Source organism: Actinophytocola xanthii (assembly GCF_001921205.1).
GTDB lineage: Bacteria > Actinomycetota > Actinomycetes > Mycobacteriales > Pseudonocardiaceae > Actinophytocola > Actinophytocola xanthii.
Genome location: NZ_MSIE01000002.1, coordinates 94,550 through 117,922, shown reverse-complemented (window position 1 = coordinate 117,922; position 23,373 = coordinate 94,550). Strand labels below are relative to the sequence as shown.

Sequence of the window (23,373 nt, the reverse complement as noted above, 5' to 3'; positions counted from 1 at the left end):
GCCGCACCTCCTTTCCCTGGGTCGGGGCGGATCTCAGGTCGCCCGCGCGACGAGTGCGCTGTCCGCGGCGGCGCCGACGCCGTGGTGCACCGCGTCGAGGACGAACCCGGACTCGGCCAGCAACCGGCGGTAGTGCTCCTCGGTCCGGTCGTGCCCTTCGAGCAGCACGAGCATCAGCAGGTCGACCATTCCGGAGGCCGCGTCCGGGTTCTCGTGCTCGTCGGCCATCAGCTGCTCGAACACGACCAGCCTGGTGCCCGGCGCCATCGCGGCCCGCACCCGCCGCAGGATCAGCAGCGCCTCCTCGTCCGTCCAGTTGTGCAGCACCCGCGCGAGCACGTAGGCGTCTCCCCCGCCGGGCACGGCGTCGAAGAAGCTGCCCTCGACGAGCTCGACCCGGTCGGCGAGTCCCACCTCGACCGTCCTCTTCGCTGCCTGGCGGACCGCCTCCGGCAGCTCGAGGAGCACACCTCGCATCGCCGGATGGACGGTCAGCACCGCGGTCAGCAGGCCCCCGCTGCCGCCGCCGACGTCCACCAGCGTGTCCACCCCGGAGAAGTCACAGTCCGCCAGGGTGGTCGGCAGCCGGTTCGCGTCCATCGCCTCCGTGAAGGTCGCCGCGGCCGCCCGGTTGTCGCCCAGGTAGTCGTAGAACGGCTCGCCGTGGACGATGTCGAAGGCCGGTGCTCCGGTCCGCACCGTGTGCAGGATCTCGGCGAAGGACCGGAACACCTCCTCCCCGTCCAGGATCGCGGTCTGCCGGAGCGAGCCAGGCACGTCCGAGCGCAGGCACTCGGTGACCGAGGTCAGCGCGTAGGTTCCCGGTGCCGTCCTGCGGAACAGGCCGATCGAGGCCATGCCACGCAGCAGCCGCGCCAGCGCACCGGGGTCGGCCCCGCACCGAGAGGCGAGCTCGTCGACCGAGCACGGTCCCTCGGCCAGCAGGTCCGGCACCCCGAGCTTCGCCACGGCGTAACAGCACTGGGCGACCCAGCTACCCGACAGGATGCCGAGCAGCTTGCGCCGCGCGAACTCCCCGCCCACCGGTGTCTGCGTCACGGTCGCTCTCAGTCGGTGGAACGGTTCTTGATGGCCGTCAGGATGCTGTCCCAGAGCGTCGCCCTGGCGGCAAGGGCGGTGTTCACCGTCTCGGCGCAGTCCTGCCACTTCCGCTCGTCGTCGCCGCACAGGTCGGTGACCATCTGCATGGCCATCGGGGTGTGCTGCTCGCCGTCAACCTCGATGTGCCGCTCGAGGTAGTCGATGAACGTGCCGAGCTTCCTGCTCCGCTCGTTGATCGAGACGACCTGGGTGAACATGTCCGGGATCAGGTCCTCCCGCCCGAATGCGAACGCCGCGGCCTGGCAGTGCACCGGCAGGTTCTCGATGATGTTCCAGGTGGTGCCGGCGAACGCCACCGAGGGAGCCGGCACCCCGGCCCGCACGAGCGCGTCCTGAACGCCGGTGCCGTCGCGCAGCAGCTCGATCAGCCGGTCGATCGCGGTGGTGTCGGCACCCGCCTCGCGCATGCCGTTGACGTAGAGCTCGAAGTGGCTGATGAAGCCGCTTCCGAGCTCGTCGGACTCCTCGACCATCACGATGTCGTTGATGAGCCTGCGGCTACCGGTCGGTCCGGTCGGGATCCACGGCACGGTCACACAGGTCAGCTCGCGTTGCAGCGACTTCAGCAGCGACATGAAGTCCCACACCGCGAAGACGTGGTGCTCCATGAATACGACGATGGCCTCGTGGGTGTCCAGACCGGCGTACAGCGGGTGCTGCACGACACGGTCGCGTGCCTCGGCGACGGCCTTCTCGAGGCGGTCGATTCCCGGATGCGTCTGTCCCCAGTCGTATCTGGACAAAGCTGTACTCCTCAGTGTTTCGTGGGTTTAACGTCGCCACAGAACGGGACAGTAATCCGGATCCGAATAGTCCGGACGGCCGTCCGAAGTCTTTCGAACGACACTGTCATGATTGTAGAACGCGAAAGTGCCGTCAGCCAACGGAAACTCACGAAATTCGTTGGCGCCGTCCTGAAGGTGCAAGGAAACGGCGCGGCGCGGACGCGCACTCGTGTTCGCACCACTACCATGGTAGGTCCGGCAGTGGTGGAAGCTCATGTGTCCTTTGGCGATCACCATCGGGATTTTACGCACGTCGGCGCCGTTGTATGCCGCGTTCTCGACCAGCATACGTTCCAGTTGCGACCGGTCGCGTTCGGCGAAATGGCGGGTGGTGCTATCGTCGGCCCCGATCTCGGTCCACCGGTGACTACCGTCCACCATCGTGATGGTGCCCATGTCCTCATCGCAGTCGTGGAACGGGATGAACGCGGTCAGCATGTTCTCCGACGACGAGGACGCCCAGTAGTGTTTGTCGAAATGCCAGGGGACGATGTTGGACGGCTCGCCGGAGACCGGCGGCTTGTAGATGAGGGTCGACTGGAAGACGCGGATCTCCTCGGCCGCGGCCAGCCGGGCGGCCACGGCACCGATGACCGGTTTGAGCAGTAGCTTGGCAAGCGGGTCGCTCTCGTAGTGCACGTAGTCGTTGTGTCGCTGCACGTCGCCGCGCTCCGGCGTCCAGTACGCGAGCCGCGGCGGTCGCACCGGTAACCGCCGCGACCGCGCACCCGCGTAGTACCGCTCGCTCGCCGCCACCAGCTCGTCCACCTCGGCGTCGGTGAACAGTTTCTTCGACATGTACCAGCCATGCTCGGCGTAGAACGCCACGTCCTCGTCCGAGGGCAGCAGCTCCAGCTCCTGTTCGGACAGTGCGAACCGTTCGGTCGTGGTCACCTGGTTCCTCCCGCTTGGCTCGGTGTTCGTGCTCACGCCACACCGCTCAGCTCTCGGTTCTTGGCCTCGTAGAGCGCGCGGATGTTGCCGCTGCCGAAGGTCAGCGCTCCCCGGCGTTCGATGATCTCGAGGAACAGCGTCCTGCGGACGTGCATCGACTCGGTGAAGATCTGCAGCAGCTGGCCCCAGTGGTCCCGGTCGACCAGCACGCCGGCGGCCCGCAGCTCCTCCACCGGCACCGCGAGGTCGGTCACCCGCTCGGCGAGCGCGTCGTAGTAGGTCGGCGGTGTGCTGGCGAACCGGACACCGCGGGCGGCGAGCGCGTGCACGGTGTCGCTGATGCCCTCGCTGGTGAAGGCGATGTGCTGGACGCCGGCTCCGCCGTGCCACTGCAGGAAGTCGTCGATCTGCCCGCGCCGACGGCCGGTGTCCGGCTCGATGAGCGTCAACGTGATCAGCTTCGACGGGCTCTGCACCACCTTGGAGGACATGCCCTGCTCCCCGACCTCGATGTACTCCTCGAAGATCTGCGCGAACCCGAACACGTCCTCGTAGTACCGGACGGTCCCGTCGAGCTCGCCGGCCGGCACGCACACCGCGAAGTGGTCGATCATCCGCAGCAGGGGCCCTGTCGCCACGACGTCCACCTCGGACATCCGGAAGACGCCGGGCAGGAACTCCGTCCGCGGTCCGGTGCGCTGCACCAGGCGGTGGGTGACGTCGCCGAAGCCGGCCACCTCCGCGGTGGTCACCGCGACGTCATCGTCGGCGTATCTGGCCGGTGCCGAGACCGCCGCGGCGCCCCGGTGCACCAGCTCCTCATACACCCGCTCCGCGTCGTCGACCTCCACCGCGATCACCGCGACGCCGTCGCCGTGGCGGCGCACGTACTCGGCGGCCGGGTGGTCGGCGACCAGCGGCGAGGTGAGGACCATGCGGATGTCGCCCTGGCTCAGCAGCAGCGAACGCTGTCCCTTCAGGCCGGTCTCCGGACCACCCTGGGCCAGGACCTGGAACCCGAACGCGGTGCAGTAGTAGTAGGCCGCCTGCCGCGCGTCCCCGACGTACAGCTCGATGTGATCGATTCCTGAGAAGTTCATCAGCCTCAACCGTTCCGCTTCTTGTCGGTGCTCGCTCCGCTCAGCACCAGGCTCACGTTCTGGCCGCCGAACCCGAACGAGTTCGTCAGCGCGTGGTCGATCTCGGTCTCCACGGGAGTGCTCCGGAGGTGGGCGCCCGGGCACGCCGGGTCCACCTCCTCGAGGTTGAAGGTGGGCGGCAGCACGCCGCGGGCGACGGCGAGGGCGCTCGCCGCCGCCTCCACCACCCCGGAGGTTCCGAGCATGTGGCCGGTCAGCGCCTTGGTGGAGCTGACCGGCGGGCCTTCCCCGCCGAACACGGCCCCGAGCGCGGCTGCCTCCGCGACGTCCCCGAGCTTGGTCGCGGTGCCGTGGGCGTTGACGTAGCCGATGTCCGCCGGCGTGAGATCCGCGCTCGCGAGTGCCCTGCGCATGCACTCGGCCGCGCCGGCACCGTCCGGGCGGGGGGTGGTGGGGTGGTGCGCGTCCGTGGTGGCGCCCCACCCCCGCAGGTCGGCGTAGCCGGCGGCACCGCGGGCGTCGGCGTGCGCGACGCGCTCGAGGACCAGCATCCCGGCGCCCTCGGCGAGCACGAACCCGTTGCGCCTGCGGTCGAAGGGCCGGCTCGCGGCGGTCGGGTCAGCCCAGCGCCGGGCGAGCGCCCGCGCGTTGCCGAACGTGTCGGCGAAGGTCGGGAACAGCGGTGCCTCGCTCGCCCCGCACACCACCACGTCCGCGTCCCCGGCCCGGATCAGCCGCAGCCCGTCGGCGAGGGCCTGCGCACCCGAGGCACACGCGGTGCCGATGCTCGAGCTGTAGCCACGGATCCCGTGCGCGATCGCGATCCGGGCGGCGGGCATGTTGGGCAGGATCCCGGTGAGCAGGTACGGGCTCACCGCGGTCCGGCCCCGCTCGCCCCTGGCCAGGACCTGGCTCTCCAGCGTCGCCATTCCGCCGACCCCGCCGACGACCACCCCGACCCGGTGCGGGTCGACGTCCCGGCCGACCTGTATGCCGGCGTCGGCGAGCGCGTCCGCGGCCGTGAGCAGCGCCAGCACGACGACCTTGTCGACGACGGCGGCGGCCGGGCCGGACACCACGGTCCGCGGGTCGATCTCGGGGACGAAACCGCCCACGTCGACCGAGGCCGCGGCCGGATGGCCCGGCGGCGGCGCGGACAGCCCGGACTTCCCGACGCACAGCGCGTGGAAGACCTCCTCCGCTCCCCGGCCGACCGGGGTGAGCAGGCCGATACCGGTGATCGCCGCCGGGATCACGCCGGCCCTCGCGTCAGGTGCTTCTCGCGCAACAGGAACTTGCGCACCTTGCCGGTCACGGTCAGCGGGATGTCCTCCTGCCGCACCGCCACCACGCGCTGCAGCGTCGCGCCCACCCGCTCGCCGAGCGCTGCGCGGACGGCCGCGGTGCGGTCGGCGTCCTCGTCCGCGCCGGGCGCGAGCTCCAGGAGCACGTCGGTGACGACCCGGCCGTTCTCCGGCAGGATCACGACGGTGCAGTCGAGCACGTCGGGGCAGCCGGCGAGGATCCGCTCCTCGGAGAGCGCGGTGTAGAAGCCGTCGCCGACCAGCGCGTCCGGGTCACGGTCCACGTGGTAGTAGTTGCCATCCTCGTCGCGGTGGACGAGGTCGCCGGTGAGGAACCAGCCGTTGCACCGGGACCGAAACGTGGTGACCGAGTCGTTCCAGTACCCCGGGGAGAGCGTGGGCGAGCGGAAGCCCAGCCTGCCGACCCGCCCCGCGGGTAGTTCGTTGCCGTCGGCGTCGAGCACGGCGACCTCGGCGAACGTGTAGGGCCTGCCGATCCGGCGGTCGTAGTGGCCGCTGTCGGGCGTGTGGGTGACGTGGAACCCGTTGTGCCCCATCTCCGAGGAGCCGAGGCCGTCGACGAAGTGCGAGCCGGTGATCCGCCGGCGCCCCTCGCGGGTCACCACCTCCCGGGAACCCACCGCGACCAGTCGCCGGACGTGGGCCTCGTGCGCGCAGTCGCCGGTGTTGAACCACAACCGCACCGAGCCGACGTCCCTCGTGGACAGGTCGTACCGGGCGAGGTCCGACCAGGTCACCGCGAAGCCGTACACCGCCTCCGGGTGCCACCGTTCGATGGCCGAGAGCACGGTCGGACCGTCCTGCTGGGACAGGCAGAGCATCGTCCCGCGGTTGCACAGGATCTGGCTGACCATGAGCACGGTCGCGGTGTGCGGGATCGGCAGGGCGTTGAGCACCCGCCCGGTGCCCTGCGCCTGCGGCATCGACAGCAGGTGGCGCTGCGAGGCGAACAGCGTCCGGTGCAGGTGCAGCACGGCCTTCGGCACGCCGGTGGTTCCCGACGTGTGCGTGATCACGACCGGGTCGTCCTGGTGGTGCCGGTAGTGCGGCGGCGCGGCCGCCGGGTCGCCCTGCCCCAGCTCCGCGGGCTGCCCGAGCAGCTCCGCACCGAGGTCGTGCCCGGCCAGCAAGTCCGTGTGTGCCGCGTCCGCGAGGATGGCCCTGGCGCGCAGCCTGCGGATGAACTCCGCGGCGATGTCCGGGGTCATCCTCCCGTTCATCAGCGCGGGGATCGCGCCGACGCGGGTGAGCGCGAGGAAGCTCAGCACCGTGTCCGCCGCCGCGCTCGCCCACACCGCGACCGGGTCCCGCGCGCGGATCCCCCTGGCGTGCAACCATGCGGCGCGGGCGTCGACCATGGCGTCGAGCTCGCCGAGCGTGAACTCGTACTCGGCGGGATGTCCGTCGACCTCGGTGTCGAAGACCAGGCCGGGACCGTCCGGGTCGGCGCCGTGCGCCAGCACGGTGTGCAGGACGTTGCCCGCTCCGATGTCCGGGTCAGCCGCCAGGACCGCGCGCAGGCCCCTTGCGTTCATCGAGACTCTCCTTCGCTCACCAGCACGGCGTGGGCGCACGCGGCCGCGCCAGCCTGTTCGACACAGACGAGGAGGACCTCGTCGGCGTCCCCGTCCTCGATCAGCAGTCGTGCGTAGGCCAGCCCTTCGGCCTTCGGCTCGCCCGTCGGGCACAGGCAGACCACCGGGCCCCCCAGGGACCAGCGGGCGGCGACGTGCCCGGCGACGCTGTTGGGCACCGCCTGGAAGAACAGCAGCGGGCCGATCCGGGCGCCGGCGTCGACCGCGTCGGCCACGTGCTCGGCCATGCGCGCGTCGCCGCTCCCGCTGACGAGCACGACGGCGGTGCGCTGCCCGACGGCGTCTGCGGCGGGCGGGTCCCCGTGGCGAGCGGTGAGACACCGGTCGGCGGCCACGGCGACGAGCGGACTGAACGAGGACACGACGAACCCCGGCAGCGGCGGCGGCACGGTCCCCTCCGGCATCGTCACGGCGACCAGCTCGGTGCTCATGTCGCCCTGACCAGCAACGCGGTGTTGGCACCGCCGAAGGCGGCGTTGACGCTCACCGCGTACGGGCTGGCGGCCCGCCGCGGTCCGTCGAGGACAAGGTCCACGTCACACGCGGGATCGGGCCCGAGGTGGCCCACGTTGACCGGCAGTTTGCCCGCCCGCAGGCCGAGCACGGTGATCACCAGCTCGAGCAGCCCGGAGCCCTCGAGCCCGTGGCCGTGCACGGACTTGGTGGAGCTGACCGGCGGGCGGGCCGCTCCGAACGCCCGGCGCAGCGCGACCGCCTCGGCACTGTCCCCGTCGGCGCCGCTCGCGTTCGCGTTGACGTACCCGACCTCGTCCGGGCGTATCCGGCCCCGGCGCAACGCCGCGGTGATCGCCCGGGCCAAGCCGTGGCCGTCGGGGTCGGGGCGGACGACGTGGTGCGCGTCCCCCGCTCGGCCCCAGCCGGCCACCTCCGCCAACACCTCCCGCGCGGCAACGGGTTCGAGCACGACCGCGGACACGGCGTCGCCCAGCAGCAGACCGTCGCGACCGGCGCTGAACGGCCTCGCCGCCCCGTCGGCCGCCAGCGCCCGCCCCGCGTCGAACAGGGCGAACTGGTCTGGCTCCACTAGGTAGCCCGCCGCGACCACGACCCGTTCCGACCGTCCCGACCGGATCCGCGCGGCGGCGTCGGCGACGGCGGTGCTGCCGGAGACGCACGCGCACGTGTATACCCTCGCCACCCCGGCGAGGCCGCTGCGCTGCGCCAGCTCCCCGGCGAACGCCGCCGTGGTCGCCTCGGGGGACCGTCCGGCGTCCGGGTGTCCGTGCAGCCCCAGCAGCAACGGCGTTTCCGCGCGTTCGGTCGCGCCGAGACCGGCGCACGCCTCGCTGACCACCTCGGCGAGCTCGTCGGCCAGGCTGCTCGCGTCGGGGAGGGTCGCGGCGGCGGTGACCCTGCGCCGGCCGGTGTCGAACCGCCGCACCGGTCCGAACGCGGCCGCACCGGCGAGGGCACCGGCGAGCTGCGCCTGCGTTCCCCTGCCGAGGGCGCTGGTCGCGGCGAGGCCGGTGATCCCCACGCGTGTCCGTGGTTCCGTCATCGCGGAACCGCCGGGATCGCCTCGCGCAACACCTCGACCGCTCCGTCCACCGTGCTCATCCGGGCGTACTGCCCGTCGTCCAGCTCGATCTCCACGCCGTAGCGCTGTTCCACCTGGTGCACCAGCCATGCGAGCTGCATCGAGTCGATCTGGCCACCGATCTCGGCGACCGGACGGCCGTCGAGAGCGGCGATCATGGACACGACCTCGTCTCGCCGCACGGGTCCGGGCTCGGTCACTGCGGCTGGCCCGCGCCCGCGACACGTCCGACGCGGTCCGCCACCGTGCGGGTGAACTCCCCGACGGTCATCAGCGCCAGCTCCTCGGACTCCTCCTCCGCGAACTGGACGCCGAACCTGTCCTCGACGCGGACCGCGAGCTCGGCCATCGCCAGCGACTCGAGGTCGACGCCCGCCGGTCCGAGCGTGCTGCCGTCGTCGACGCCCTCGATGTCGTAGTTCATCTCCTGGAGGGTCTCCAGCACGAACTCGCGAACCTCTGCAGCCTTCATCGCTCACCTTCCAGTGTGATTGGGGAGAACCTCTCGCGGAGCACCGCGGGATCGCGGACGAGCTTCCCGGTCGTCGTGCGGGGCAGGGCCGGCGCGTAGTGAGTCCTCTTCGGACGTTTGTAGCCCGCGAGCCGCTCGGCGAGCACCACGTCGACCGACTGTCCACTCACGCCGTCGGCAAGCTGGACGAAGGCGCTGATCTCCTTGTCGTACAGGACGACAGCGGCCTCCACCCCGGGCAGGCTGGTGATCGTGTGCTCGACCTCGGTCAGGTCGACCTTGAGCCCGCCGACCGACACCTGCGAGTCGAGCCTGCCCAGCACGGTCACCAGCCCGGTCTCGGGGTCGACCCGTCCTGCGTCCTTCGTGTGCAGCCAGCCGTCGGCCCAGCGGCTCGGGTCGGACAACCCGACGTAGGGCGACTCCGGACGGCGCACCAGCAGCTCACCACCGGCCTCGCGAACCTCGATCCCGGGCGCGGGCGTCAGCGCCGGGCGGTGTTCTCCGAACAGGTCGGTCGCGATGACCCCCAGCTCGGTCATGCCCCACATGTTCCCGAGCGGCACACCGTACTTCTCACCGAACGCCGTCGAGACCGCGGTGGGCACGAGCTCCCCACCGGTGGTCATCCGCTTGAGCTGCGGGAGCTTCGGCGGGTCGCTGACCGAGCCCAGCAGTCCGATGTGGAACGGAACCCCGAGCACGGTGGCCGGGGTGGCGCCGGAGGCGACCGCGTCGAGGATGCCCTCGCCGGTGAGCCGGCGCGGCGGCACGATCTCGACCCCGGCGTGCAGTGCGTACAGCAGCCCGCCGACCAGCCCGAGGACGTGCACCATCGAGGGCAGCAGGATGACCCGTTCGCCGGGCAGCGGGACGCCGTCGATCCGGGTGTACCGCTCGATCTCCGCGACGAGGTCGGCCGCGGTCCGGCCGATCACCTTCGACGGCCCGGTCGAGCCGGAGCTGAGCTGGAGCACCGCGTGCGGCGTGGTCGCCGGACTGCCCCGGCGGACCGAGATCGTCTCGGTCACGTCGTGGAACACCGCCAGCGGGTTCCCCCGCCCGCCGTCGGTGCCGACCACCACCTGAACCCCGAGCCGGTCGAGCGCGGCGCCGACCTCGTACCGGGTCAACCGGTGGTCCAGCAGCACGGCCTGGGCGCCGATCCGCCAGGCGGCGAGCAGGTTCGCCACGTACGCCAGCGAGGGCGGCAGGTTCAGCGCGACGCGGCCGCCGCGCGCCAACCCGGCCGTGACCAGCGCCTCCTCCCGGCCGGCGACCAGCCGGCGTAGCGCCGAACGCGCGATCGGACCACCCGGCAGGTGTAGGCAGACACCATTGTCTGCGCCATTCATCAATATCTCGTCGACCCATTCAGACGTACCGCTGAACAGCGGTTCGGTAGCTGTAATCGCGAACGCCTCCCAACGAGAAAAGAGCAGCACTAATTCACCCTCGAAGGGGTGCGCATCGGGGGTTGCCATCAGTCCCGACTCTGATGGCGAACTGGAGCGTACGTCAGATTTACCGGGCTGAGAAGACGAAACGTGAACAATGCTCTCGGTGTTCGCCCACTCACCCACAGTCTGATCAACACCGGCGACGACCGGCCCGAAATGGGTCCTGACCAGTGCGTTTTCCCTTGCCGTGCGCCTCGCCCGCGAGCCGGCGGCCCGCCGGCGCCATCCGGAGGGCCGATGACGGCGGATGTCCAGTTCCACATTCCCCGACTGACCCTGCCGTCCCACCGAACAGGGCGGAACGGAGTAACAACGCTGGGCCGCCCGCCGCATAACCACGGGTATGGAAAAAATTGCGGTAACCGTCCGCGAATACGACGGCGACAACTCTGGCCGCGTGTACTCGACGCCGAGTCGGCAACGGCAAGCGGCCCAATTTGGTCAGCGGGCGTACCGTGCCAAATCGTCTCTTGCCGGACGAGGTCCGACCGGGTACGGGCCCACGGCATCACGACCTTCTCCCTCACGTCGACATACAGGTGGTCCGAGACGTCCTGTTGCCGAGCTTCGGTTGTGTCGATCACGTGAGAGGTGAGCGGGTGGAGTTCCGACTGTTGGGGGAAGTGGAGCTGTGGGCGGGCGACCAGGCGTTGGAGGTCGGGGCGCCGCGTGCACAGGCCGTGCTGGCGGCGCTGGCCGTGGACGCCGGCCGACCGGTGGCCATCGAGACGCTCATCGACCGGGTGTGGGCCGAGTCCCCGCCGGTCGAGGCCCGCAACGTGCTGTATTCGTACCTGAGCAGGATCCGCCGGCTGCTGAGACAGGCCGCCGCCCGCACCGGGGAGACCGCGGTCCGCATCGACCGGCGGCATGCCGGCTATGTGTTGGACGTCGACCCGGAACTGGTGGACCTGCACCGGTTCCGCCGCCTGGCCGACCAGTTCGACGACCGGCGGTGCGACGCCGCCCGCGCCGCCGCGCTCGCCGAGGCGTTGGAGCTGTGGCGGGGCTCGCCCCTGGCCGGTGTTCCCGGCAGCTGGGCGGCGCAGGTCCGGGACAGCTGGAACCGGCGGCGCCTGGACGCGGTGGTGCGGTGGGCCGAGGTCGAGCTACGGCTCGGCCGTCCCGGTCCGCTGGTCACCACCCTGCCCGACCTCGCCGCCGAGTACCCGCTCGCCGAGCCGCTCGAGGCCCTGCTCATGAGGGCCCTCCACCTGGCCGGGCGCGGGGCGGAGGCCCTGGAGCGGTACGCGTCGGTGCGGCAGCGGCTGGCCGAGGAGCTGGGCACCGACCCCGGGCCCGAGCTGCGGGCCGCCCACGCGGCCATCCTGTGTACCGAGGTCCCGGCACCGGCACCGGACCCCGCGCCCGGCGAGCGCACGCGACCGGCGTCGAGGCCCGCCGAGCGTGCCGAGCCCGCCGAGCGCGCCGCGAGCCGGCCGAGGCGCACCGGGCCGCACTGGACCCGCCTCCGTCCGGTGCTGGCCGCACTGGTCGCGCTCGTCCTGGCGGCGACCGTCGCGTCGGCGACGGTCGCCGAGAACACCGACACCGACCCGCGCGGGACCGCCCGCTCGATCGAACGGGCACAGACCCTCTTCGCCACCGCCCAGCGGCTCCACGAGGAGGGAAGGCCGGAGGCGGCACGGAGTACCACGCTGGACGCGGTGGCCGTCTACGGCGAGCTCCTCGAGCACAACCCGCACGAGAACGCGCAGCCGCTCGCCCCGGCCGTGGTCGAGGCGTTGGCGAGAGCCGGGATCGACTTCAGCGTCGCGCAGCCGGCGTTGCTCTCCTGGCTCGCCAACCCGAGGTTCACGCCCTACCCGGCGTTCGCCCAGGCGCTCCTGCGCAGCGGGTGGCGGCTGCGGGTGCCGGTCCATCTCGACGTCGTCGTCTGGAACTACGAGCGGGCCGCCGGCACGTCGCCGCGCGAGCTCGCCGACGTCCGGACCGACGTCCTGGCGGCCGCCGTTCTCGAAGCCGCGAACACCCGCTACGGCACGAGGGTGACGGAGTTCGAGGGACTCCTCGCCTCTCCGCGCGGGCGGTAGCCGGCGCTGAGCTGGCGGTCAAGGTCGGCGCAAGGTCGGCAACCAGGACGGCACGCGACGGTGACACCGCTGAGTCAGCTCAGCACGATTCCGTCCACTCCGACAAGGAGATCCCCATGGTTCCGAAGACGATGCGGGCGGCCCTGACGGCCGCGGTGGGGTTGACCACCGCTCTCGTCCTGGCCGCCCCGCCGCTCGCCGCGGCGGCACCGCTCGCCCCGCCGGTGACCGGAGTAACCCAGTCGCCCCAGGTCAGGCAGCTTTCCCCGGCCGATGCCGAGGAGTTCTGGACCGCCGAGCGGATGCGTTCGGCCAAACCCCTCATCCAGAACGTCAAGGAGTCCCCGGAGGCGCCCAAGGACGCCTCCCCGATCCTGACCCCCGGCGGGGACAGGTGGGGCAACGCCTTCGTGGCGCGGCCGTACACGGGGAGCTTCAACTCCCGGGTCACCGGCAAGATCTACGCCATCGACCCGAGGACCGGCGGCGAGTTCTACTGCTCGGGATCGGTCATGAACTCCTCGGGCAGGAGCGTCGTGTCCACCGCGGCGCACTGCGTGTTCCTGGGCGGGCCGAGCCAGCACGTGTGGGCCGAGAACCTCATCTTCGTCCCGTCCTACGACAACGGCGACACCCCACTCGGCATCTGGGCGGCGGCGACGTACTGGATTCCGACGTCGTACTTCAACCACGGCAACGACACGTTCACCCACGAGGACGACGTCGCCTCCGTGGCCATCCAGCAGCTCAACGGCCAGCGCATCACCGACGTGGTCGGCGGCCTCGGCTGGGTGGTGAACAACAGCGGCACCATCAACGGTTTCACCACGCACGGGTACCCGCTGGAGGTGTACACGGGCGAGGACCAGCTGTGGTGCCGGGGCAACGGCAGGGACGTCGGCGGACTCAACGGGGTCACCTACCTCTTCACGAACAACTGCGTCGCCTTCGGGGGCTGGAGCGGCGGCCCCGTGATCAACGGCAGCAACCAGCTGCTCGCCGTGGTCAGCGGGAGCGACCGCTTCACCAACTCGTTCTACGCACGCGCGGCGTCCAACACCTGGGTCCCGGTGGTGGATGCCGCACAGGCAGCCGGCTTCTGACGCCGTCCCCCACCGGGGGCCGGGCACGACGGGACCCGTCGTGCCCGGCCTCGTCGGCGGATCCCCCGAAATGATCAGAGGCCGTTTCACCGCCGATTCCCGAGGTCGAATTGGGGTGTGCGGAATAGTCCACAACTATCGGCGCGGGTTTCGTTGAAGTCCACGCCGGGCGCGTATACGCTGGTTATCGATGGGAGCGCTCCCATTCGATCATTAACCCCACCAGTCGGAGAACGGAGGCCCTCCCCAATGCGTAAGCGCATTACCTCCGGGCCTGTTACAACATCACGCGCGATCCTCGTGCTGGTCATCACGGCGATGGCCAGCATGTTCCTCTGGACCCCGACGGCCTCTGCCCACGGCACGATCGTCAGTCCCGCCACCCGCGCATACCAGTGCTGGCAGTCGTGGGGCAACAACCACACGAACCCGGCCATGCAGACCGAGGACCCCATGTGTTACCAGGCCTTCCAGGCCAACGCGGACACCATGTGGAACTGGATGAGCGCCCTGCGGGACGGCCTCGGCGGCAACTTCCAGGGTGCGACGCCCGACGGAAACCTGTGCAGCAACAACCTGTCGCGCAACAACTCCCTGAACACCCCCGGTCGCTGGCGGACGACCAACGTCAGCAACAACTTCACGATGCACCTGTACGACCAGGCGAGCCACGGTGCCGACTTCATCCGGGTGTACGTGAGCAAGCAGGGGTTCGACCCGACCACCCAGCGCCTCGGTTGGGGAAACCTCGACTTCATCACCCAGACGGGTAGGTACGCGCCCGCGAAGGACATCAGGTTCAACGTCCAGACCTCTGGTTACAGAGGGCACCACGTCGTCTTCACGATCTGGCAGGCCTCGCACCTCGACCAGGCCTACATGTGGTGCAGCGACGTGAACTTCGGCTGAGCATCTCGGTCTCCCACCCGACAGCCGCACGATTTCAGCCCGGCGCCGGTCATCCCGGCGCCGGGCTGTCGCTGTGTCTTGGCGCTGTGTCCTGGCGCGTCCCCAAGTCCCGGTCCCGGCCGATGAGCTTTCGCGCGGCATCGTCGCCAGGACGATGCGGCACCTGCCGCACCTGAGGTGGTCCGCGGGTGGGGCCCGGCGGTCGCCAGGCCCCACCCGTCGCTCAGCTCAGCGGCTGGACCCAGATGTTGCGGTACTGCACGGCGTTCCCGTGGTCCTGCAGCCGGATCGCGCCGGTCGACGGGCCCTCGGGGATGCTGCCGCCGGTCACGCCGGGGATCGCGAAGTCCCGGTGCACGACCTTGCCGTTCCACACCACGGTCACCCTGGCGTCGGAGACCTTGGCCCCGGCCGCGTCGTAGCGGGCGGCGCGGAACCAGATGTCGTAGCTCTGCCAGGTCTCCGGCGGCCTGGCCGCGTTGACGTCCGGCGCCTTGCGCGTGTAGATCGCGCCTGCCTCGTTGTCGGCCGGGGTCGTGTCGCCGTAGGAGTCGAGGATCTGGACCTCGTAGCGTTCCTGCAGGTAGACGCCGCTGTTTCCGCGGTCCTGGCCGGTCACCTCCGGCGGCAGCAGCGGCACCTTGAACTCGACGTGCAGCCGGAAGTCGCCGAAGGCGTCCTTGGTACGCAGGTCACCGTTGCGGACCTGCATCGCCCCGCCGCCGACCAGCGGCCACCCGGCCACCCGGCCGTCGGTGTGCCGCCATTCGTCGGTGTCCTCGCCGTCGAACAGGACGATCCGCTCGCCCGGCTCGCGCACCGAGATCAGGTCGAGGTTGACGTGCCCGGTGTCGCCCTCGTCCACCCGGTACTGGATCGTGTTGAGGCCGCGGCGCAGCGACAGCGACTCGGTCTTGGTGGCCCAGTCCTCCCAGGTGACCGTCGTGGGCAGCACGGTCTGCCGTACCTTCCTGCCGTTGACGTACACGCTCACCGACTTGTCGCCGGCGAACGGGTTCGGCCCGTTCGAGTAGCGCAGGCCGACGTCGTAGCGGCCGGGGCGGTCGACGGTGACGTGCATCGTGGTGGCCGCGCCGGGGTTGCCGAACCGGTCGACGAACCCGATGCCGGTGTAGCCGCGGTGGTCGCCGCCCACCCCGGCACCGCCCTCGCGGTAGCCCTCCTCGGCCTCGTAGAACACCTGGCGCTCGTGGTGTCCGGGGATGGCGTTGAGCGTGTACCAGGCCTCGGTGCTCAGCAGCTCCTCACCGCCCTCGGCGGCGAACGGACGCGGCGAGCGCAGGTGCACGACGTGGTCGGGCTTGAGCCCGGCCACCTTCAGCGTCACCGTCCTGCGGTCACGCGACACCTGGGCCGAGGTGACCGTCAGGTCCTCCTCGTCCACCTTCGGACCGCCGTACTGCTCGGTCGCGGCGTAGCGCCACTGCTCGACCTGGTACGCCTCGCCGGCGTCCTCCGCGATCTTCGCGACTGTCTCCGCCGAGAGCGGTTTGGTGTAGCTGACCTTGAAGCCGTCCCTGGTCGCGTTCATCGACCGCATGTCGAACGTGGTGGTCCCGTTGGGGGTCAGCTTCTGCAGACCGAACTTCAGCTTCCCCTCCTGGCCCCAGTTGCCCTCCGCGCCGAGACCCGCGACGTAGATCGCGCCGTCCGGCCCGATCGTCGTCTCGGTGAGGCCGGACTCCAGGCCCTGGGTGTGGCGGAACACCGCACCCTGGTACTCGCCGTCGACCTTCTCCAGGTAGGCGCGCTGGAGGCCGCCGTAGGTGACGTCGCCGATCAGCAGCTGGCCCGCGAACGGACCGGAGCGCAGCGTCACCGGCGTGCTCGGCGAGTTCGCGATCTCGTTCTGCGGCAGCCAGAGCACGGGCTTGGTCACCGGGTTCGCGTCGAACGGGCCGTCGGGGTTGGTGTAGTGGTTGAAGAACCGGTTCTGCTTGACGTGTACGAGCTTCGACGCCGGCAACCAGCCGCCCTGGTTGTCGGTCACGAGGACCTCGCCCTTCGGGCCCCAGCCGATGCCGTGCGGGGTGCGCAGACCGCCGGCGATGTAGGAGACCTTCCCGGTCCGCCGGTTCACCGCGATGGTCGTGCCACGGTTGGGCGCGGGCTGCGGGTCGGTCGTCGCACCGCCGTAGTTGATCGCGACGGACAGGTTCAGGTAGAAGTTGCCGTCCCGGTAGAGCAGGCCGAACGCGAACTCGTGGAAGTTCCCGCCGGAGGGCCAGGTCGCGACCGTGCGCTGCCGGTCGATGACGTCGTCGCCGTTGATATCGCGCAGCTCGGTCAGCTCGTGCTTCTGCGAGACGTAGATCATCCCGTCGACGACCTTGAGCCCCATCGGCTCCCGCAGGCCACTGGCGATCTTCTTGTACCTGACCTTGGACGGGTCGGTGCGCCCGGTGACGCCGTCGAGGATGTACACCTCGCCGGTCTCGGTGAGGCTGCCGCCCCACGTGGCGATGACCAGCCTGCCGTCCCGGGTCCAGTCCATTGCCGACACCTGCGGCTCGAAGCCGGCCGGCCGCAGGTCGGTCAGCGTGTAGTTCGGGTTCACCGACGTCAGCGGCAGGCCGTCGCCCGGGCTGTCGTTCGAACCCTCGCACTCCTTGCGCCCCGGCGCGGTCACCCGCACCACGTCCGCGTCGGTGGACAGGACCGAGGTCGGCACGACGGCGAAGTCCGCTGCACCCGGCGGGCGCCAGCCCAGCCGGAGCACCTGCTCACCGCCGGCCTCGAAGTACTCCACGCGCAGCGAGTGGTAGCCGGCGGTAAGGGTGACCGTGCCGTCCTTGGGCTCCTCGGCATGGAGCCCGTCGTGGTCGACGACGAGCTGGTCGTCGATGTAGAGCCGGGAGCCGTCGTCGCTGGTCAGGCGGAAGGAGTAGGTGCCGGTCTCGGCGATGGAGATGTTGCCCAGGGCGTGGGTGACGAAGTTGGCCTCGAACCCGAAGTCGGCGCCGGTCGTCCAGTCGATCGTCGGCATCAGCTTGTCGACGTTCGGGGTCTGGCCGGTCTTGAGGGTGCAGATCTCGGTCAGCGGCACCTGCACGTCGAAGGTGCGCAGCGTGACGCCGGGCTCCTGGGGTGGCAGTTCCGGGGGCTGGGCCGCGGCCGACGGTGCCGTCAGCACGACCGTCGAGCCGAGGACGCCGGCGCAGAGAAGACCGGCGATCGCTCTTCCGCGACGGCGCTGCGAAGGTAAGCGCATTCTTCCTCCTTGAAGATCACCCGAGCCGTACTCGGTCGGGCCACCAGGGAGGATCTTCCCTCCGAACCAGCAAAAGTGGAAGCATCTTCTGCTGATCACTAGCAGTTCTTTTGCCTTCGATCAACGAAAGAGATACGAAGCGTGATGATCTTCCGAGGGCGCGCACGCTGCGTGTAACGCGCTGGCAGTGGCCCATACCGTACCAACCGCTGCGCTAGGCTCCCCCGCGTTCTGAGGGGGGTCCATGCACGAGGACAGTCTCGACGACCATCCGGACCTACAGCGGCTCCGTCTGTCCAGGAAGGACCAGCGGAGGGCGCTGGCCGAGGCACGGCGCACACGCAGGCAGGCACGGGCCAGCTCGTCCGGCCCGTCCTTCGCACGCCGGCATCGAACCGTGCTGGTCTCGGTCGTCGTGCTGGCGGCGGTCGTCGCGGTCGGCGCGCTGGTCGTGGACCAGGGCCGCGCGCAGGCGGGTGTGGACCTCGCGCGTCCGTTCGCCGGCACCCCGGCCGCGGACTGGAGCGACGGCGCGGCGGGCATCGTGCCGCCCGAGGCGGCGCCGGTCGGCCCCCACCCGGCCGCGGCGGTGACCGACGCCTACCGGCGCGTCCGGCAGGTGCTGGTCGCCTCCCGGCTGGACCGCGCCGTCCTGGAGGGACACGACCACGCCCGCTACCTGGCGCTGCTCGCGCCGGCGGCCCGGCCCCAGGTCGGTGAGGAGCTCGCGACGCCCTCCGAGGAGGCGTACACGAGGGTGACCCGCATCGCGGACGGCTTCCGCCTGCTGTCGGCGCAGCCGAAGGTGCGCGGCGAGATGTCGGCGACCCCGGCCGCCGACGGAACGCTGCTGGTGCGGACGAACTACGTGTTCGTGTACGCCTTCGAACCGGCGGACCCCGACGCCGTCGTGCGGAGCGAGGACATTCTCACCGTGGACCGCTTCGAGGCTGAGTTCCGGGTGGCGGCGGGTGAGCGCTGGACGCCGGAGAGCAGGGGCGTCTGGCCGCACTCGGTGCGCGGCTTCACCTACGCCGCGGCCTGCGACGCCTTCGACCGGGGCGAGCTGGCCCCGCCCTACAGCGACGCGGACCGGGCCGACCCCCGGCAGCGGGCCGAGGACCCGGCCACGTACTTCGACCCCCAGGTTCCCATTCCGACGACCTCCAACTGTCCGGCCACCTGAGCCCGCCCGGCGGCTCAGCGCCGAAGGAACACGATGCTCGTGGTGAGCAGGACGACGGCGACGGCGAAGATCGCCGAGTAGCCCTCCGTGACGGCGAAGGTCAGCACCCGCGCGTCGGCCAGCGCGGCGGTCGCGACGCCGGCCAGCAGCGGCCCGACGATGATGCCCACTCCTCTGCTGAGCCCGAACAGCCCGGCCGCGACGCCGTGCTCGGACTCCGGCATGAGCTTCATCAGAATCGCGTAGGGCAGGGTCATGAGCACCACCGCGGCGAAGGCGACCGGCACGACGGCGGCGACCAACACGGTGTCGGTGCTCAGCAGCGGCGGTGTGAGACCGAGCGCGAACACCGACACCGAGACCAGCATGACCCGGCGCGCGCCGAACCGGTCGGCGAGCTTGCCGGCCAGCGGGGCGGCGAGCACGGCGCTCACGCCCACCAGGACCAGTGCGCCGGACGCCACACCGAGCGAGAAATCGAGCCCGATGGTCAGGTAGAGCACGACGAAGGTGCGCAGCGCCCCGATCGCCGCCTCGAGGCAGGCGTTGGCGAGCGCCCAGTTCCGGATGGCGGCATCGCCCCGCACCATTCGCGTCGCCGCGGTGAACCCGTGGCCGGACCCGGGCGGACGCCGCGGGGTCGCCGGCGCCCCGCGCAGTGCCGGGAACAACGCGACGGTCGCCGCGGCCAGCGCGACCGCCCCGACCACGAACGGCAGCGGGAGCCAGAAGCTGAGCAGGTATCCGCCGCCGGCCAGCGCCAGCAGCATGCCGACCGACCGCAGGCCGCCCTGGAAACCCTGCGAGCGCCCGCGAGCCTGCGCCGGCACCAGATCGGGGTACAGCGCGTAGTAGGGGGTGTAGTAGACGAAGTAGCCGACGAAGAACGCCCCGACGAGTAGGCCGATCCAGGTCAGTGAGCCGGTCCCGGCGGGGATGAGCAGCAGCGCGGCCACGCTCACCACCGCACCGGTGAGCACGACGGGGAGCCGGCTCGGGAAGCGATCCGACCAGGCACCGGCCAGCACCGGCACGACGAGGGCGAGCACGCCCTCGGCACCGAGCAGGATCCCGGTCGTCACCGGCCCGGAGAGCTCGCTGAGCAGAACCGGAACATAGGTGGTGACCATTGTGTAGGCGAGGGCCAGACCGAACGCCGGAACGCCGAGTACGAAGAGGAACCGTCGCTGCGCCCACGTCAGCGCGTGTTGCTCGCCGGTGCCGGCGCCAGGACCCGATCCCACCGTGCGCCTGTACCCGTTTCGGGCGCGATCAACCCCGCTGGCCGACCACGGGGACAGAGAGCGACGCCCGGCGGGCTTGCGGCCCGCCGGGCGTCATCGTCTCCCTTACGGACATTCCTTCCATGCGAAGTGGTACTGGGTCTTGAAGTCGGCGTCCGTCGAGTCCATTGTGACGAAGCTGGTCGTCGTGGACGTGTTCGACGAGCCGGCGTTGACCCGCAGCTCGGTGTTGATGTTGAAGTTGCGTTCCTCGCCACACGGCTTGTAGACGAGCTGGGTGACCTCGACCTGGTCAGTGGCCTGCCAGTTGTCGTCCATCTCGCCGCTGTACGAGTGTGAGATCGGTGTCGTCTGCGACATGCCCTGGAAGTAGTAGCTCGCCCGCTCGGTGAAGCTGGCGCCCCGTTGGAGGTTCGCGTAGCCGCGGTAGTCCGCCTGCGCGATCGCGTAGGTGAACCCCTGTGGCACGTGGACGACCAGGTTCAGCTGACAGTTCTTGCGGAAGTCCAGAGCCCCGGCGCCCACCCCGACGAGGGCGACGTAATCGCTGTAGGTGACGGTGAATTTCGTGTTGTCCGAGGAGACGGCGACCGCGGCGGTCCCTGCGGGACAACCGGAGCCGTTCACCGTCACAACGTCAATGACGATCTGGTCGTCAGGCGGGTCGTCGAAGTACTGGCCCCTTCCGGTATCGGCCGGAGCGGAGACCGTGGCCATCGCCAGGATGGCGGCGGTCAGCGTGGCAAGCATGCGTTACCTCCGAAGAGTGGCACGTTTTTTTGGCAGGTTTGGACCCCCGACTTTGTCCAGTGAAAACAAATTACGACAGATTTTTACGCAACACGGTTCAGTACCGAGGAGGCGATCAGCACCGCTTCCAGTGGAAGTGGTACTTGGTGCTGGCGGCGCCGTCCGTCGAGTCCATCGTCACGAAGCTGCTCGCCCCGCCCGAGCTCCCGGGGCTGACCCGCAGCTCGGTGTTGACGTTGAGGTTGCGCTCCTCGCCACAGGGTGCGAACACCAGCTCGGCCATGTCGGTGCGGTCGGTGAACTGCCAGTTGTCGCTGTACGGGCTGGGGATGTCGTGGCTGGACCGCGAGGTGGGCGAGGTGCCCTGGATGTAGTAGCTGGCCTGCTGGATGGCCGAGGCACCACGCGCCAGGTGGGCGAACCCGCGGTAGTCGGCCTGCCCGATCGCGTAGGTGAACCCCTGCGGGATGTGCACCCGCAGCGCGAGCTGGCAGTTCTTGCGCAGGTCGGTGGGCGGGGCACCCGCCCCGACCTGGGCGATGTAGTCGCTGTAGGTGACGGTGAACGCGGTGTTGTCGGTCGCGGTGGCGACCGCGGCCGTTCCGGACGGACAACCCGACCCGTTCACGGTGACCACGTCGACGACGACGCGGTCGTCGGGCGGTTCGTCCGCCGCGACCTCTGGAGAGCTGACAACAGACAGAGCGATGCCTGCGGCGGCAATCATGGACAGCATGAAGCACCTTCCGAAAATGCTAATGTAGGCAACAATAATATGAACGCTCGTGGCGTAACTGAAAGCAGCGACCTCACCTCGGTCAGAGGTAAAGGACAGACGCTGCCCGCTCTTTAGCGTAGGACTTGACCACGTTTAGAACAAGAGATGGACGGGATACTCCATCACCAAACCCAATGTGGGAACCCGCTGATTCTCGACGCGGTTCCAACTTATCTTGTTCAGATCATGCTAATGATTTGTCGGGACCGAAGAGGATTGTCCGCGCGCGAGCCGGCGTGCCCACACAGTGCACAACGAACTAATTTGGTCGCGCTCCCAAATGGTCTTACCCCCTGACCTGCGGATACTGTGCCGGCAGCAGCCGGGGCCGACCATGCCGATGATCCTCTCACCAGCCACCGCCGGGGGCATAAGCGCAGGTGAACGCGTTCAGCAGGCGCCGGAACGGGGCCTTCGAACCCGCCCGCCGGGCGACCGCGGGGGCGGGGTCCAGTGTGGTGGGCGTTCCGCGGGTCATGGGCGGTGTGTACGACAACGCCCGCCAACCGCCGGTGTCGGACACCTCGTGGACGGTGTCCGGCGGGGCTGCCGCCGCCCGGGGGTGTCAGGAGGACGAGCCGCCGGGCACCGGCAGCGGGAGGTAGGGGAACTCGGCACGCGGCGCCCCGGCCGCGGCATCGCTGCCCAGACCGTGCGTGATGGCCGTGTTGAGCACGAGCGAGCAGATCACCTCCGGCGATCGCTCGCCGAGGCCCCGCCCGTTGCGCTGGGTGAACCCGAAGGCGGCCGCCGTGCCGAGTCGGTAGGGCAGGATGTCGGGGAGCAACGCGTCGCGGACCCGCCGTGCGTGGGCGACCGGGTCGCTCGCCGTCCGCGTCGCGGCGACGACCCGGGTGACCAGCTCGGTCAGCCGCCGCCCGTACCGCTGTAGGTCCTCGTGCGGCTCGGAGGCGTCGTAGTCGTCGGGCAGCTCCGGGCCGACCGGGTGCAGGAGCGTGTTGACCAGCGGCTGTGCGCACCGGCTGACCTGTCGCCAGCCACCGGCGTCGGTGGCCAGCGCCGTGACGCCCCAGAACCCGATCCCCTTCGCGCCGAGCACCCCGTCCGGCACCTCCAGCACGATCGCGCTCACGTTCGTGCCACCGAAGGCGTTGCTGGCCCCGGTCGGGTCGAAACCGGACAGGTCGACCGGTGTCCCACTGGCGAGGGCCGTGCACACCGCCCCGAGCACGACCCCGTTGACGATGAACGGGTCGGCCGCGGGCCCGGACCACAACCGGATGCCGCCCGTACCGGAGCACTCGGCACCGGTCATGCCCTGTGCGACGATCCGGCCCTCGGCGTCGCGGTTTCTGGCGGCGGGTCCACTCAGCTGTCGCAGCTCGACCCGCTGTGCGCCGTTCGGGTAGGCCGCCCCGAACGTCACCCGGAACGTCAGGTCCTCGCGGGCGTCACCATCGGTGTCCACTTTGAACTCATAGAGCGCTCTCGGGTGGAACCCACCCCTCCCCGACAGCGGGTTCACGTTCATCACGAACACCGTCCCGGCCGCACCGGGGAAGACGTAGACGTCGCTGATGTCCAGCCGCAGGTCCCGCCGTGCCGCCGGCGAGCCGAGATGGTGGGACACCGTTCCGTACCTCCAGCTGGTCGGTCCCGCCGAGCGGGCGCCCTACCACGCCCGGAACACCGGACGCTAGGCTGTTGGCGCCAGCCGCCCAAGTGGCCGCGTGCACAGCGGATCCGCCGCGAGGTCACGTATTGCTGTGCCAGCCCGCTCGGGTGGGAGACGCGACGTACGGGGAGCGGTCCGGCCGGTGCGGACGGGTGCGAGGCGGAACACCG

At 70.3% G+C, this 23,373-nt stretch carries 21 protein-coding genes; 4 read left to right on the top strand and 17 right to left on the bottom strand.

The genetic code is table 11. The annotated features are described in order from the left end of the window. Nucleotides 1–33: 33 nt before the first annotated feature. The 11 genes from BU204_RS02200 to BU204_RS02150 are packed head-to-tail and all read right to left on the bottom strand — an operon-like array spanning nt 34 to nt 10,206. A complete protein-coding gene (locus tag BU204_RS02200; RefSeq protein WP_158073384.1) occupies nt 34–1,059 on the bottom strand; it encodes a methyltransferase in 1,026 nt (341 codons plus the stop codon). Nucleotides 1,060–1,067: 8 nt separating this feature from the next. Continuing rightward, nucleotides 1,068–1,865: a DUF3050 domain-containing protein gene (locus tag BU204_RS02195; protein WP_075123795.1), complete on the bottom strand. Its 798-nt coding sequence runs from the start codon at nt 1,863–1,865 to the stop codon at nt 1,068–1,070. A 27-nt stretch (nt 1,866–1,892) separates the two neighbouring features. Continuing rightward, nucleotides 1,893–2,801: a phytanoyl-CoA dioxygenase family protein gene (locus BU204_RS02190; RefSeq protein WP_075123794.1), complete on the bottom strand. Its 909-nt coding sequence runs from the start codon at nt 2,799–2,801 to the stop codon at nt 1,893–1,895. A 32-nt stretch (nt 2,802–2,833) separates the two neighbouring features. Then, nucleotides 2,834–3,901 carry a 4-hydroxyphenylpyruvate dioxygenase gene (gene hppD / locus BU204_RS02185; protein WP_075123793.1) on the bottom strand — a complete coding sequence of 356 codons (1,068 nt, stop codon included), beginning with the start codon at nt 3,899–3,901 and terminating at the stop codon, nt 2,834–2,836. A gap of 5 nt (nt 3,902–3,906) precedes the next feature. Further along, nucleotides 3,907–5,157 (bottom strand): beta-ketoacyl-[acyl-carrier-protein] synthase family protein, encoded by a 1,251-nt coding sequence (locus BU204_RS02180; RefSeq protein ID WP_198942741.1) that lies wholly within the window; start codon nt 5,155–5,157, stop codon nt 3,907–3,909. Then, complete coding sequence (locus BU204_RS02175) at nt 5,154–6,761, bottom strand: class I adenylate-forming enzyme family protein (RefSeq protein WP_075123792.1); 1,608 nt, start codon at nt 6,759–6,761, stop codon at nt 5,154–5,156. The genes BU204_RS02180 and BU204_RS02175 overlap by 4 nt, the downstream gene beginning before the upstream one ends. Continuing rightward, the gene (locus BU204_RS02170) at nt 6,758–7,252 is read right to left on the bottom strand and encodes a beta-ketoacyl-[acyl-carrier-protein] synthase family protein (protein WP_075123791.1); all 495 of its coding nucleotides are present in this window, start codon (nt 7,250–7,252) and stop codon (nt 6,758–6,760) included. The genes BU204_RS02175 and BU204_RS02170 overlap by 4 nt, the downstream gene beginning before the upstream one ends. Further along, nucleotides 7,249–8,340, bottom strand: a complete 1,092-nt coding sequence (locus BU204_RS02165; RefSeq protein ID WP_075123790.1) for a beta-ketoacyl-[acyl-carrier-protein] synthase family protein — start codon at nt 8,338–8,340, stop codon at nt 7,249–7,251. Before BU204_RS02165 ends, BU204_RS02170 begins: the two co-directional genes overlap by 4 nt. Beyond that, nucleotides 8,337–8,537 carry an acyl carrier protein gene (locus BU204_RS02160; protein WP_075123930.1) on the bottom strand — a complete coding sequence of 67 codons (201 nt, stop codon included), beginning with the start codon at nt 8,535–8,537 and terminating at the stop codon, nt 8,337–8,339. Before BU204_RS02160 ends, BU204_RS02165 begins: the two co-directional genes overlap by 4 nt. Before the next feature lie 38 nt (nt 8,538–8,575). Beyond that, nucleotides 8,576–8,851, bottom strand: coding sequence for a phosphopantetheine-binding-protein (locus BU204_RS02155; RefSeq protein WP_075123789.1), 276 nt, complete (start codon nt 8,849–8,851; stop codon nt 8,576–8,578). Beyond that, the gene (locus BU204_RS02150; RefSeq protein WP_143229258.1) at nt 8,848–10,206 is read right to left on the bottom strand and encodes a class I adenylate-forming enzyme family protein; all 1,359 of its coding nucleotides are present in this window, start codon (nt 10,204–10,206) and stop codon (nt 8,848–8,850) included. Before BU204_RS02150 ends, BU204_RS02155 begins: the two co-directional genes overlap by 4 nt. A gap of 704 nt (nt 10,207–10,910) precedes the next feature. Here BU204_RS02150 and BU204_RS02145 point away from each other — a divergent pair. From BU204_RS02145 to BU204_RS02135, 3 genes are all read left to right on the top strand, one after another. After that, on the top strand, nt 10,911–12,365 hold the full coding sequence (locus BU204_RS02145) for an AfsR/SARP family transcriptional regulator (protein ID WP_075123788.1): 1,455 nt from the start codon (nt 10,911–10,913) through the stop codon (nt 12,363–12,365). Between the two features lie 116 nt (nt 12,366–12,481). Next, on the top strand, nt 12,482–13,468 hold the full coding sequence (locus tag BU204_RS02140) for a trypsin-like serine peptidase (protein ID WP_075123787.1): 987 nt from the start codon (nt 12,482–12,484) through the stop codon (nt 13,466–13,468). A gap of 249 nt (nt 13,469–13,717) precedes the next feature. Continuing rightward, a complete protein-coding gene (locus BU204_RS02135; protein ID WP_075123786.1) occupies nt 13,718–14,377 on the top strand; it encodes a lytic polysaccharide monooxygenase auxiliary activity family 9 protein in 660 nt (219 codons plus the stop codon). Nucleotides 14,378–14,600: 223 nt separating this feature from the next. On the opposite strand, the gene BU204_RS02130 is transcribed toward BU204_RS02135, so the two are convergent. Then, on the bottom strand, nt 14,601–17,609 hold the full coding sequence (locus BU204_RS02130) for a family 16 glycoside hydrolase (RefSeq protein WP_075123785.1): 3,009 nt from the start codon (nt 17,607–17,609) through the stop codon (nt 14,601–14,603). Nucleotides 17,610–17,853: 244 nt separating this feature from the next. Here BU204_RS02130 and BU204_RS02125 point away from each other — a divergent pair, with 244 nt between their 5' ends. Next, on the top strand, nt 17,854–18,795 hold the full coding sequence (locus BU204_RS02125) for a hypothetical protein (RefSeq protein WP_075123784.1): 942 nt from the start codon (nt 17,854–17,856) through the stop codon (nt 18,793–18,795). Nucleotides 18,796–18,809: 14 nt separating this feature from the next. Here BU204_RS02125 and BU204_RS02120 read toward each other — a convergent pair whose 3' ends face one another. The 5 genes from BU204_RS02120 to BU204_RS02105 all read right to left on the bottom strand — a co-directional run bounded on the left by BU204_RS02120 (nt 18,810) and on the right by BU204_RS02105 (nt 23,158). Further along, nucleotides 18,810–20,039 carry an MFS transporter gene (locus BU204_RS02120; protein WP_075123783.1) on the bottom strand — a complete coding sequence of 410 codons (1,230 nt, stop codon included), beginning with the start codon at nt 20,037–20,039 and terminating at the stop codon, nt 18,810–18,812. A gap of 105 nt (nt 20,040–20,144) precedes the next feature. Next, entirely contained in the window at nt 20,145–20,789 is a 645-nt protein-coding gene (locus BU204_RS02115) for a DUF4360 domain-containing protein (RefSeq protein ID WP_083660928.1), read from the bottom strand. A 115-nt stretch (nt 20,790–20,904) separates the two neighbouring features. Beyond that, the gene (locus BU204_RS02110; RefSeq protein WP_075123782.1) at nt 20,905–21,525 is read right to left on the bottom strand and encodes a DUF4360 domain-containing protein; all 621 of its coding nucleotides are present in this window, start codon (nt 21,523–21,525) and stop codon (nt 20,905–20,907) included. Nucleotides 21,526–21,916: 391 nt separating this feature from the next. Further along, nucleotides 21,917–22,045, bottom strand: coding sequence for a hypothetical protein (locus tag BU204_RS41825; protein ID WP_269844626.1), 129 nt, complete (start codon nt 22,043–22,045; stop codon nt 21,917–21,919). Between the two features lie 87 nt (nt 22,046–22,132). Further along, entirely contained in the window at nt 22,133–23,158 is a 1,026-nt protein-coding gene (locus BU204_RS02105) for a DUF4331 family protein (protein WP_075123781.1), read from the bottom strand. Nucleotides 23,159–23,373: the final 215 nt, after the last annotated feature.